The following is a 12,975-nucleotide window of genomic DNA, read 5'->3' as shown; positions in this document are numbered from 1 at the left end:
GGTGATTGTGTGATTTCGTTTTCGCATTATACCTTAAATATACGAAGGTGAAATAGAAAATTCATGCAAATTGACACGCTTGAGGAGGATATAAAGTGTTGTTTAATCGAAAAAAAGACCTTATTTTTTATCGCATTATGACCGATATAACCGCAAATATAGGAGAAGCCGCGCAACTGTTTTATGAAAATGTAGAAACGCTTTCAGATAAAGAGGAGTACGCTGAAAAGATTAAAACATTGGAGTCGAAGGGAGATGACTATACACACCTGCTTATTAAAGAATTAAATCAAACCTTCGTAACACCACTTGATCATGAGGATTTATTAACATTAGCTAAAGATTTAGACGATATTATAGATGGTATTGAAGCTTGTGCTGCACGTTTTGTATATATGCACGTAGAGAAACCTACGCCATACCTCTTGCAATTTGCTGATTTACTTAGAACAGGTGCCCAGTTGATCCAAGAGGCGTTTATTGGACTTGAAAAAAGGAACTATACCCAAATCCGTAAGATATCAGTTGAAGTAAATATTTTGGAAAATGAGGGAGACAAAATTTTACGTGAATCGATTAGTTCGTTGTTTGAGGAACCAGTTGATCTGGTGAACTTAATTAAAATGAAAGAGATTTACGAGAAATTAGAAGCTGTAACAGATACATATGAAGACCTGATGGATGTGCTTGAAAGTGTGGTTATGAAGTATGCTTGATCCTTTCTGGGTGCTTGTGGCTGTCATTGTGCTGGCTCTCATCTTTGACTTTACAAATGGTTGGCATGATACGGCAAATGCGATAGCCACTGTTGTCGGAACACGGACGCTATCGCCTACAAAAGCGATTATGATGGCGGCAGTGCTTAACTTAGCAGGAGCTTTTTTTTCGACTGAGGTAGCCAAAACAATAGGAAAAAATATAGTTGATCCGAATGGCATAACACAAATTGTATTGATCGCAGCGTTATTAGCAGTTATTATTTGGAACATTGTTACTGTATTAATGGGGATTCCTACAAGCTCCTCTCATGCTTTAATTGGAAGCTTGGTAGGTTCTGCTATTGCTTATGCTGGGGTTTCTGTATTACAAGTAAGTGGTATCCTCATGATTCTCGTTGCACTTTTAGTTTCTCCCCTATTAGGAGGACTAGCAGGTGCTGGCCTCATCAAGCTCATTCGCTTTTTCTTTAAAAATAAACCGCGCTCGAAAGTGAAAAGTATTTTTCGTCCCTTGCAAATTATTTCTTCGGCCGGGATGGCATTTAGTCATGGGGCTGCTGATGCCCAAAAAGCGATGGGGATTATTACACTTGGGTTATTCACAGCTGGCTATCAAAATGATATGAATGTCCCTTTTTGGGTGGTATTCGCTGCCGGATTATCCATGGCTTTAGGAACTGCCATGGGAGGGAGAAAAATCATTCATACCATCGGAACTAGACTGAGCCGGCTTGAATCGCCTCAAGGTTTTTCGGCAGAGACAGGAGCAGCCTTAATTTTGGCAACGGTTGCGAAAGTGGGTGTGCCAGTTAGTACAACCCATACGATTACAGGTTCAATCATCGGTGTAGGCGCAGCAGAAAGAGTTCGAAGCGTTAGATGGAGTATAGCAGGTAAAATTATTAGTGCATGGGTCCTTACATTACCTGTTACAGCGATCATGGGATACATCATTTATCTGATACTTCGTGTGTTAGAATAATTGTTATATCCAATTTGAAATGGTTTTCTATAGAATGGAGTGAATTTGATTTGGAACAACAATCAAAATCGACAAGTATGGAACAGTGGGCTCGTGCGTGTTTTCAAGCATTTTTAATTGTGGTGATGGTCTTATTTGTTTTTTTCTATATGGTTGAGCCGGAATTGATCATGCAATTACTTCCAGAGCAGGTGAAAGAGAAGATAGAAGCTATCTTCTCTTATTTTTTGTATGATTGAGAAATGCCTTTAAAAGTAATGGAGTCACTTTATTTAATAAACCAGATTTTTGTTTCGTTGTTTTTTCTATAGACATACTTTGCTCATCTGGAAAAATAGTGTGTGCCCCATAAAGTTGTTTATACATCATGAGTATTTGCTTTTTTACCATATGACGTAGTGGTACCCTTGAGATCATTCCGTACATAGCAGCCCCATTCTGATATGAATAGGAAGGATTGGCTCGAACTTCAGCAACAGATTGCTTTAGATCGGTTAAATATTGATCTGCAATTTGTTTGTGAGATGGCATTACCATACCATGTAAACATTCCGGTTTATGCTGGCGATCAATATGCCAACCACGTAGTTCTAACCGATCTGCAACCGCATAGATGTTTACTTTTTTATCATTTGAAGTAAAGGCAAATACACTCATCATAGGCTCACCAACTAACTCTAGCCCTTGAATTGCAGTGATTCCTTTCTGTATTTTTTGAGTAGTTTGCATAATATCTTGAGCTTTTTCGAGGTATCCTTGTTCCCCTAAATAATGCAACACAGCCCATGCTGAGGCAAAAGCTCCACCAGATCGAGTGCCAAGAAGTGTAGGTGATGCAAATACCCCTCCAGGCCAATCTTCTGATATAAAAAACTGTGATTGAAGATAATCAATATTCCGATATAGTAGGACGGACGCCCCTTTAGCAGCATAACCATACTTGTGTATGTCTGCTGAGATGGAAGTAACACCTGGCACACGAAAATCAAATTTGGGTATAGGATAACCTAACCTTTCAACAAATGGGAGGAGATAACCCCCTAAACAGGCATCAACATGAAGTGGAACACGATGTTTTTGTGCGATTTCTCCTAATGCTGTGATTGAATCGATGATACCATGTGGATAAGAAGGAGCTGAGGCGATTATACAGATCGTATTACGATTTATTTTCTTTTTTACGAGTTGTGTATTCATTCGATAATCTTGATCCAAGGGGATTCGCACGGGTTTAATGTTAAAATAATGGGCAGCTTTGTCAAATGCCACATGAGCTGAAGAAGATAAAATGATTTCTGGCTTTTTTATAGAGGGGTGTGCATAGTCGCGATAGGTCTTCACGGCAAGTAGACAGCTTTCCGTCCCGCCGGAAGTCATTGTGCCACAAACATCTTGATCCCCGTTAAGTAAATTAGCTGTCATACGGATCACTTCTGACTCCATCTTTTTCAAGCTTCTAAAAGCTAGAGGATTTAAACCGTTTTGTGAGAAATATGTCGAATAGGCTTCTTTTAAGAATTGATCATGCTCTTCCCCTAAATAATAAACGAGGCTCCATATGCGACCTTTTTTAAAATCTACATCAGTTTCACTAAATTGATTTAATTGACTTAAAACTTCATCTTTAGGTAAACCAGTTAATGGAATATGCTTATTTGATGATTGACACATGGTATCACCCTTTCTAGAAGTTGCGATATCAGAGTATCGAACGAAAGAAAATTCCAATTGCAATTCCCAGAAAATTTCCGATTGCGTAACCAATAATACCTGTTGTTAAACCCGATAGAAGCAACTGAGGATTTTTAAGCGCTCCTGCAACGATTGGAATAAAAGGAGGTGAACAGATCGCTGCCGTAGATGTAATCATAAATGTATCCCTATCTATAGCGAAGATTCGACAAAATAACGCGTGAAGTGTAGTTGAACCAAATATGACAATGGCTACAAAGAAAAACAGCTCGTATTGAATGGGAAGTAAGGCATCAAAATGGGTCTGTGACCCCACCGTAATACAAAAAGAATAGATAAAATACAAACCTAATTGAAAAGTGTGTGGTAAAGTAACGATTCTTGAATGAAAAGACATTGCGATCCCTAGGATGGAAATGGAGATAATCATGACAGTACTTTGATTCACGGGACTAAAAAATTGTGATAGGATATACGCTACAATGAAAATAGAGGTGGATAAAAGAAGTGCAATCAAAACGTTGTACCATTGATGTGAACGAAATAACCCCTTAAATAAATAGATTCCTTCCAAGTCGGTAGTATGACCTTGCTGGTTTGAATAACTGAATTTGAATTTAGGAAGTAATTGATTAAAAACGTGTTTTCCAGCACTTATGAGAAATAGAATATAAACTAAGGTTAGAATCGTATCATAGGTATGGAATAGAATAAATACTTGTGTATCAATGGCCAGAGCTGATTTCATTGCGGCTAGGTTAGGTGTTCCTCCAGTATAAACGGCAATCGCCATACCTGCTAACTGCCAATCAGCAGGTAGCTGTTCATAAAAAAAAATGACAAGTATACTGGTTACTAATGTAACAGATAAAATAGCAAAGCCCATCGAAAGAAGTGCATTTTTTGCTAAATTTTGAATCCAACTGCGTACATTTAAAGAAAAAAGTAATAGAGGAAGTGAAATACCAATAAAAATACCGGAGCATACTTCAATAAAAGCTTGTATATCTTGAGACCAAGAGGTTGTATTGCCTAATAACATACCAGCGAAATAACATAGGATGACAGTTCCGACTTTATTTAAGATATTTACGCGTGTACAAAGCCATATGATTAAGGCTGGTAATGTGAGAAACAAAAACAAGAGCGTGATCTCTCTAATTATAGTAACCTCCTTTGTGTAATGTATCAGATATACAAAAAAATGATAGCGTTTGCATTTTTTTAAATAATATGATAATTATAACTTATATTGATCTTAAATTCAATGGAAGGAGTTGTTAAAAGATGTTTGATGGGCTTAAATGTTTCATGCGTAGAATGGTAAAAAGATTTTCATTGTTGAAAATAAGAAGTATAACTGCTTTATGTCTGCTTCTCGCATTTGTATTCATGACTAGTGGGAACGTTACAAAAGCGGAACGGTCATCTACAAACGATCAATTTATGAATATCATGCCTCCCGGTCAAGATGGGGTAATCAATACCAGTGAAGCATTGATGTATAAGCTATTTAAGAAATATCCTAAGCATACGAATGATCAAACTCAGATGTACGAGAAGTTATCACAAGATGCACCTGGTATAACTGAAGATAATTTGCAGAGCTATTTTAAAGGATCTACGATCGAATCTCCCCAAAAAATAGAACGAACATACACACCGACAGAAGGTTTAACCATTCGAAGGGATCATTTTGGTGTTCCTCATATCGCTGGAGATACACGAGCAGCTACCATGTTCGGTGTTGGTTATGCGACAGCAGAGGATCGCCTCTTTTTAATGGATGTATTACGCCATCTAGGCAGAGCAGAGCTATCAAGTTTTTTGGGAGATAGCGAAGCGAACCGAGAAATGGATTTGAATCAACTCAAAAATGCACCTTATCGTGAGGAAGAATTGCAAGAGCAGATTGATTTTTTATGTGAGGAAAGTGAGGAAGGAAAACAGGCATGTGAAGACCTCCAGTCCTATACGGATGGCGTAAATGCGTATATAAAAGAAACAAGATGGAAATCAAAGTTACTCCCTGTGGAGTATGTAGGGCTTTTTAAAATTCCTAAATTATGGAAAAAAGAAGATAGTGTCGCAATTGCTTCTTTTATTGGTGGTGTATTTGGCAAGGGGGGAGGAAATGAAGTTGCAAGTGGTGTGTATCTATCTCAGTTAAAAGCTAAATATGGCAATACGAAAGGAGAAAGTATCTGGGAAGATTTTAAGTTTGCTAATGATTCAGAAGCACCTACGACCACGTTGCAAGCTTTTCCTTATAATGATCATCACAACATCGATCCAGCTTCAACGGCATTATTAGATTTGGAAAATGTTGAAGCAACTATGAACCAAATGAATTCTTCAACCCTTCAAATAGACGGGCCTTATGGACCCATCCCACTTCGTTTTCCAGATGCGATGAGCAATGCCATTCTCGTTAGTGGAGAACATACAAAAGTCGGTCATCCAATAGCTGTATTTGGACCACAAACAAGCTATTACAGTCCACAGATGCTGATGGAAATGGCTGTGGATGGTCCAGGAATTTATGCGAGAGGGGTTGGTTTTGTCGGTATTAATTTTTATGTACAGATGGGGCACGGAAAAGATTATGCATGGTCAGCAACTTCTTCTAATGCCGACAATGTAGATCAATGGATCATAAAGTTGTGTTCTCCTGACGGGTCAAAAGTAGATTCGAATACTAATTATTACGAATACAAGGGAAAATGTACGAAGATGGATATATTTAAACATTCTCAGATGGAAGTTCAGAAAACCGTGTATGGACCGGTGGTTGCGAGGGGAACGGTAGCAGGTAAGCCTGTTGCAGTAGCGACACAACGCTCTACCTATGGCAATGAATTAAAAAGTGCAATCGGTTTTCAAAAAATGAACAACCCGACATTTATGGAGGAAGGCGTATCTGCTTTTCAAACTGCTGTGAATTCGATTGACTATACATTTAATTGGTTTTATGTGGATGATACCCATATTAGCTACAAGCATAGTGGTTTATTACCCATACGAAATTCTCGGACAAATCCAGACCTACCTACTTGGGGCACTGGCGAGTATGATTGGACCGGAACTTATTTGTCATCAGATCAACAACCACATGAAACCAATCCAGACAGAGGGTATTTGATCTCATGGAATAATAAACAAGCCCCTGCGTTTCGATCGAATGATGCAAATTTTAGTCTTGGCCCAGTACATCGTTCTGACTTACTTGAAAAGCGTATCAAGCAACACTTGAATGCTGAAAAAAAGTTGGATAGAGCAGATGTCGTCAATCTTACAATGGATGCGGCTACTGTGGATTTGAAGGGGCAAGAGGTTTACCCATATGTGTTAGAAGTATTAGGTGACGAACCACCCGTTCAAGATGAGCGCTTGCAAAAGATGAGAGATTATCTAGCCCAATGGGTTGCAAATGGAGGTCATCGTAGAGATTTTTCACCTTTAGATGGTGAGTATGATGATGCAGTTGCAGTAGCCATTGCAGATGAAGCTTTTGACCGCTTACTTGAAAGCGTTTTCCCAGAAATGTCCAAAGAAATGAAGTTTCCCCAACCATTTGAGGATTCCCCACGTTTTGGAGTGGGTTCAGCTTTTTTAAAGGGAGGTTATGCCCATTTAAATAAAGATCTTCGTCAAGTGCTGAATCAACAGGTAGAGTCCCCTTTTCATCAGACCTACTGTGGGAAGGGTAATCTGCAGCAATGTCGACTACAGCTGTGGAATGCCTTACAAACAACAGCGAATCAATTAACAACAAAATATGGTTCGTCACAGGTACAGGATTGGAAATACGATGCCAATCAAGATGATATTAAACAAACTCCACTAGGATTACTTGAGGCTCCACAATTGAGTTGGGTGAATCGCCCGACTTTCCAGCAAGTCGTTCAAATTGTAGAAGAATAAAGGTTATTTCTATCTTATTGTAATAAAAATACAACTGTGTAATCGATCGTATTTGCGCTACAAATAATCTCCCTGAAAACTGCTGGGCGGTAATTGTACAGATTTTGCGAGCAGGAAGATCAACTTCTTTAGAATTGGGATGAAAGCAAGATTGCTCAAAGCATTCCCTTATGGGGATGCTTTGAGCAATCATTTTTGATAATATGAATGAGCGGTGCTCATTCTACTTGTAGTAGACGTTGTTCCTTGAAATGTGCTCGTATGGGGTTTGAGTGGTAAAAGAAGCGCCTACTGTGTAAAACGATTAGCAATTGAAAAAAGGAACAAGTGTACTGATAACGGGTGTTCTGCCTATGTGGGTGGGGTGGGCTATCTCAACCTATATCTCATGTAAGCCCATCTGCTTACTTTCACGAAGTTGGTGCAATCTAGTTCATGTATTCGATTGACCACTTTGTCCGACTTGCTTTAATACACACCATCAAAACATGTCTGATTGGTTATGAAAGCAACGATTATCCTGGTTTTTATACAGTTGGGATACATATGGAAAGTTTTTGTAAGTGCAATTTTACGTTAAGTGAATGGAAGGATGTAGAGCAAATTGAATTGGAAACAAGAAGTGGAATCTAGAAAAGAACAAATGATTGCTGATTTAAAAGATTTTTTGACTATTGAAAGCACACTAGATTTGAGCACGGCGGAAGTGAACAAGCCATTTGGTAAAAAGGTAGATGATGCCTTACAGTATATGCTCGATTTAGGTGGGAAAGATGGATTTCATACGAAAAATGTAGACGGATATGCGGGTCATATTGAATATGGAACAGGGGATGAGTTAATTGGTGTATTAGCACATGTCGATGTCGTACCTGCTGGTGATGGATGGACAAGTCCTCCTTTTTCGCCAGAAGTAAGAACAGGAAAGTTATATGCCCGTGGTGCGATTGATGATAAGGGGCCTGGAATGGCTGCATATTATGCCCTTAAAATAGTGAAAGAGAGTGGCCTACCGTTATCAAAGAGAGTACGACTGATCTTAGGAACAGACGAAGAAACCAATTGGCGCTGCATGAAGCATTATTTCTCTAAAGAAGATATGCCGAGTATGGGCTTTACACCTGATGCGGATTTTCCGATTATCACAGCTGAAAAAGGGCTACTCGATATATTATTAACAGGAGCCATTATCCCTACAAATATTTCCGATTCAACTTGGGTATTGGAACAGTTTGAGGGAGGGCAACGTGTAAACATGGTGCCAGACGTTGCTATCTGTAAATTGACAGGGGAAGGAGATGTATTTGACCTAAAAGAAAAGGTGCAAGATATCCTCCTGCAAAATCGAATACAAGGATATGCAGAAGAAGCTGATGACCATGTCAAAATTTGTGTACATGGACGAGCATATCATGGCTCTGAACCGGAGAAAGGGCTGAATGCTGTACTAGAGCTAGCCAAAATTTTAGCTACGATTGACTTAGATTCAGCTGGCTCTGCGTATGTGGAAATGATTAATCGCTTCCTAACGGACAGCTTTTTTGGCGAAAAAATGGGGCTATCACAAGCAGATGATGTTGTAGGTAAACTTACTGTGAATGCGGGCGTATTCCAATATGCCAAAAATGAAGAGAGTAAGTTACAACTAAATATTCGCTATCCGCTTTCAGGGGATAAAAATGCTATCTTATCGAAAGTAGATGAATGCTTCCAAAGCTATGGTCTGAAAATCGTTGATGTCGATCACAAAGCGGCTCACTATTGCGAGCCTGATCATCCATTAGTAAAAACGCTTTCAAGCGTGTATGAAGAGCAAACGGGTAAAAAAGCAGAGTTGCTTGCTATTGGTGGCGGAACATATGCGCGAGCACTTGACGTGGGGGTGGCATTTGGACCGCTTTTTCCAGGAAAAGAAGAGACCGCGCATCAGAAAGATGAATTTATTGAACTGGATGACCTTTTCCAAGCAACTGCACTATATGCGCAAGCGATATATGAACTGGCCAAATAAAATAACAGATACACAGGTCCGCAAGGAATATATGCGGACCTGTGTTCACATCTCACTTAACATATACATATCGTAGATAAAAGGGTACTTTTCCTTATAATCGGGGGGGATAGCCCTCTTTTTTTGAATCGGAATATCCTGCTTTATCATCACTTTATGAATCGCTTTAAACTGCGTTGCGGCGTATAGTGGTGAGTTATAGTGATTTAAGTTTACAGATGATCCGTTTTTATAGACGACGCGATATACAAGTCGTGGCTTTGTTTGGCGCTGTAAAGGTAACGCTGTGGTTGTATAATCTAACTCCACATGACCAATATCTTGCCATGTACGTATTTCTTCATCTCCCAGCGAAAAGAACGTATTATATACCATCCCGTGTGGGGTGACAGACAAATAATTATCAAATGAGAGTACAACCAACGGGCTACTTATGATATAAAAGCCAGCGAAAATAAAGAAACGTTGTTTGAGCCGATCTGGATTGGAACGCAGATTATAAAATGCAAACAAAAAGTAAATGACTACAAATAAAAATATAAACACAAGCGCATAGCCGATTAGGGTTCCCATCAGATAAATTTGTCCATCTATGCGATGATTATACTGCTGAAGTACGACAAACAAGATCCAAAACAAAAAAGAGACGAGAGAAATACCAAAAAACTTGAGTGTATATAAGACGAATTTACGCAATAGCCAATCCTCCAACACTAGATTTGAGTAGCGTTTCCCATCTGATTTCTCGATCGTGTATATGCCTTCAAATGGAAGAACGTCTTAAATACTGGAGTATGTCGCTTAATTGATCGACAAAGAAATAGATATCTGATTCTTTTGTATCCATGCCTAGTGTAACACGTAAGCTCTGATGCGCAATTTCTTCAGAACGTCCCATTGCACGTAAAACATGGGAAGCACGATGTTTTCCGGCACTACAAGCAGAACCGCTTGAAACATATATTTTTTCACGATTTAATTCGATTAATATGGCTTGACCTTCCACGCGATCGAAGCTTAAATTCAAATTGTTAGGTAATCGGTTACGGGGATGTCCATTAAGATGAACGTCTGGAATGCGTGTTTGAATCAAATGCCAACATAAATCACGTAAAGAAGCAATACGAGTTTGCTCGGTTTCCATTCGGCTTGTTGCAAGTGACGCAGCTAATCCAAATCCAGCGATGCTTGGTGTATTTTGTGTGCTGGGACGTATATCCCGTTCCTGACCACCACCGTATAAAATGGGTGTGATTCTGACCCCTTTTCGTAAATATAGAGCACCAATTCCTTTTGGTCCACCGATTTTATGGGCGGCGATCGATGCGAGATCGACACCTAATTTTTGGACAGAGAAAGGAAGTTTTCCAAACATTTGAATCGCATCGGTATGAAAAAAGATCGGTTGATCGCGTAACCACGCGCCAATTTCAGCAATCGGCTGTAGGGTTCCCACTTCATTATTTGCTGCCATAATGCTTACTAAGATGGTTTGATTTGTAACCGCTTCCTTTAATTGTGAAAGATCTATTTCTCCTACATCATTCACAGGTAAATAAGTGATCTCAAACCCTTCTTGAGCGAGCGCTTCACAGGTTTCTAGTATAGATGGATGTTCGATGGCAGACGTAATGATGTGATTGCCACGATGACGAAATTTGCGAGCAATACCAAAAAGTGCTAGATTATTTGATTCGGTCCCACTACTTGTAAAAATGATTTCTCGTGCAGAGGTGGCTTCTAATGACTGGGCAATTTGAGCGCGAGCGTGTGCAATAGCTTCTGTACTACTTTGACCATGATCATGTATACTGCCTGGATTCCCATATTCGGTTCGAAAAAAGGGTAACATATAATCATATACCTCAGGTCGTACTGGACTAGTGGCTCCGTAATCTAAATAAATCATGATATAACCTCCGACCTGTAACGTTTTCTTTATTATAACGGAATTGATCATAAAAACGCATACCTGATTTGTTATTGTTTCAGGATAACCGATTCATAAATGTTGAATAATCTTCTCTTTTTTCATGGGGACAGAGATGATAAAATTTATGGTTGACATTGTTTGTTTTCCTGAGAAAATAGACATGAAGGTAAATGTTAAGATTTTGTGAAAGGAAACTCGAATATGAACCGAGTGGTGACTGACTTTATCGTGATCGGAAGTGGAATAGCAGGGCTTATGACTGCATTAACCTTGGCACAAGAAGGTCGCGTTATGATACTCACAAAAGCGCGTGAAGAGGAAAGTAACTCTTATCGTGCACAAGGCGGGATTGCTGCTGCGATTGGGAAAGGAGATTCTCCTGATCTGCATCGTGATGATACCATTCGCACAGGGGTCGATCTATGTAACCCCTATTCTGTCGATATTTTAGTTAATATGGCACCACAGACGATTCAACTCTTATCTGATCTAGGGACACCTTTTGACAAACAAGGAAATGACTGGGCTTTAGGACGGGAAGGCTCACACAGTGTATCTCGTATCTTGCATGTGGAAGGTGATTCGACAGGTGCAGGAATTACTTCTTCCTTAATCACCAAAGTGATGGAGCACCCTGACATTACTATGATGACCCATACGATGGTGGCTGATTTGATTATCAGAGAAGGAGAATGTAAAGGCGTATGGGCAGTTGATACAGCACAGACGGCTATTCCCTACTTAGCGCATAAAGGTGTCGTACTTGCCACTGGTGGATGTGGTCAATTATTCCAGTACACAACCAATGATCAGGTATCAACAGGTGATGGATTTGCAATGGCCATCCGAGCGGGGGCTACCATAACGGATATGGAATTTATTCAATTTCACCCTACTGCATTAGCAGTTGAACAAAATCCGATGTTCTTGGTTTCAGAAGCTGTTCGTGGTGAAGGTGCGATTTTGACCAATGATCTGGGAGAAGCATTTATGCACCGCTATCATGAATGGAAAGACCTAGCACCTCGCGATGTGGTGTCACGTGCGATATATAGCGAAATGAAAGCAGGACGGACAGTGTTCTTAGATGCTAGAATGCTAGGCGCTCGTTTTGCTGCTCGTTTTCCTAGAATTTATAAAAAATGTATGCAACATGGTATTGATCCAGAGCGAGTTTGCATCCCGGTTACACCAGCGGCTCACTTCATTATGGGGGGCGTACAAACAGATATTTACGGACAAACATCGATTGCACGCTTATTTGCATGTGGTGAGGTGGCCTGTACCGGCGTACATGGTGCGAACCGACTAGCAAGCAACTCCCTATTAGAAGGAGCTGTTTTTGCGCAACGCACAGCGATGCAACTCGCGTCACTACCTGATCAAAACTTAGAATTTGATGATGCTTTGTCTCCAAGTTTGTGCATTAATAATCAATCTACTGAAAAATGGAAGCAGCAAATTCGAAAAATCATGTGGGATTACGTGGGAATTGTCCGTTCATCCGATAATTTATCTATAGGGCTTGCAGAGTTGAAAAAATTGGATCAAGAAGTGAGCGAAGGATATTTAGAATGTCGTAATATGTTAATTACTGCACAAGTGATTATAAAAGCGGCTTTACTGCGGGAAGAGAGTCGCGGCGGACATTATCGATATGATTTTCCCGAACTATCTCCTGATTGGTCAAACAAGCACAATGTGATATAGGAGT

General features: G+C 39.8%; 10 protein-coding genes. 6 read left to right on the top strand and 4 right to left on the bottom strand.

Going from position 1 to position 12,975, the window contains the following annotated elements; all coding sequences use genetic code 11:
• Positions 1–98 precede the first annotated feature (98 nt).
• From IC619_RS14660 to IC619_RS14650, 3 genes are read left to right on the top strand one after another with little or no spacing between them, the layout of a single operon-like run.
• On the top strand, positions 99–716 hold the full coding sequence (locus IC619_RS14660; protein ID WP_191140843.1) for a DUF47 domain-containing protein: 618 nt from the start codon (positions 99–101) through the stop codon (positions 714–716).
• Entirely contained in the window at positions 709–1,701 is a 993-nt protein-coding gene (locus IC619_RS14655) for an inorganic phosphate transporter (RefSeq protein ID WP_191140844.1), read from the top strand. The genes IC619_RS14660 and IC619_RS14655 overlap by 8 nt, the downstream gene beginning before the upstream one ends.
• Positions 1,702–1,751: 50 nt before the next feature.
• Positions 1,752–1,940 (top strand): hypothetical protein, encoded by a 189-nt coding sequence (locus tag IC619_RS14650; RefSeq protein ID WP_191140845.1) that lies wholly within the window; start codon positions 1,752–1,754, stop codon positions 1,938–1,940.
• Here IC619_RS14650 and IC619_RS14645 read toward each other — a convergent pair.
• Positions 1,912–3,372 (bottom strand): pyridoxal phosphate-dependent decarboxylase family protein, encoded by a 1,461-nt coding sequence (locus tag IC619_RS14645; protein ID WP_191140846.1) that lies wholly within the window; start codon positions 3,370–3,372, stop codon positions 1,912–1,914. The two genes, IC619_RS14650 and IC619_RS14645, sit on opposite strands and share 29 nt — an antisense overlap.
• Positions 3,373–3,400: 28 nt before the next feature.
• Entirely contained in the window at positions 3,401–4,537 is a 1,137-nt protein-coding gene (locus IC619_RS14640; protein ID WP_191140847.1) for a DUF819 family protein, read from the bottom strand.
• Positions 4,538–4,680: 143 nt separating this feature from the next.
• On the opposite strand from IC619_RS14640, the gene IC619_RS14635 reads away from it, so the two are divergent.
• Both IC619_RS14635 and pepV read left to right on the top strand, forming a co-directional pair.
• Positions 4,681–7,317: a penicillin acylase family protein gene (locus IC619_RS14635; RefSeq protein ID WP_191140848.1), complete on the top strand. Its 2,637-nt coding sequence runs from the start codon at positions 4,681–4,683 to the stop codon at positions 7,315–7,317.
• A gap of 604 nt (positions 7,318–7,921) precedes the next feature.
• Positions 7,922–9,328 (top strand): dipeptidase PepV, encoded by a 1,407-nt coding sequence (pepV, locus tag IC619_RS14630; RefSeq protein WP_191140849.1) that lies wholly within the window; start codon positions 7,922–7,924, stop codon positions 9,326–9,328.
• Positions 9,329–9,373: 45 nt separating this feature from the next.
• Here pepV and IC619_RS14625 read toward each other — a convergent pair whose 3' ends face one another.
• Both IC619_RS14625 and IC619_RS14620 read right to left on the bottom strand, forming a co-directional pair.
• A complete protein-coding gene (locus IC619_RS14625) occupies positions 9,374–10,024 on the bottom strand; it encodes a lung seven transmembrane receptor family protein (protein WP_191140850.1) in 651 nt (216 codons plus the stop codon).
• Positions 10,025–10,091: 67 nt separating this feature from the next.
• On the bottom strand, positions 10,092–11,237 hold the full coding sequence (locus IC619_RS14620; protein WP_191140851.1) for a cysteine desulfurase family protein: 1,146 nt from the start codon (positions 11,235–11,237) through the stop codon (positions 10,092–10,094).
• A gap of 225 nt (positions 11,238–11,462) precedes the next feature.
• Here IC619_RS14620 and IC619_RS14615 point away from each other — a divergent pair, with 225 nt between their 5' ends.
• Positions 11,463–12,971, top strand: a complete 1,509-nt coding sequence (locus IC619_RS14615; protein WP_191140852.1) for an L-aspartate oxidase — start codon at positions 11,463–11,465, stop codon at positions 12,969–12,971.
• The last annotated feature ends 4 nt before the right edge of the window (positions 12,972–12,975 follow it).

Source organism: Polycladospora coralii (genome assembly GCF_014773435.2).
Taxonomy (GTDB): Bacteria; Bacillota; Bacilli; order Thermoactinomycetales; family Thermoactinomycetaceae; genus Polycladospora; species Polycladospora coralii.
Note: the sequence above shows the minus strand (reverse complement) of the source record. Positions and strands in the feature narration are given on the sequence as shown.

Bases quoted from the DNA above. Each gene is read 5' to 3' on its own strand.
- IC619_RS14635 (WP_191140848.1), top strand. From the start codon at position 4,681: ATGTTTGATGGGCTTAAATGTTTCATGCGTAGAATGGTAAAAAGATTT.
- IC619_RS14620 (WP_191140851.1), bottom strand. From the start codon at position 11,237: ATGATTTATTTAGATTACGGAGCCACTAGTCCAGTACGACCTGAGGTA.
- IC619_RS14615 (WP_191140852.1), top strand. From the start codon at position 11,463: ATGAACCGAGTGGTGACTGACTTTATCGTGATCGGAAGTGGAATAGCA.
- IC619_RS14645 (WP_191140846.1), bottom strand. From the start codon at position 3,372: ATGTGTCAATCATCAAATAAGCATATTCCATTAACTGGTTTACCTAAA.
- IC619_RS14655 (WP_191140844.1), top strand. From the start codon at position 709: ATGCTTGATCCTTTCTGGGTGCTTGTGGCTGTCATTGTGCTGGCTCTC.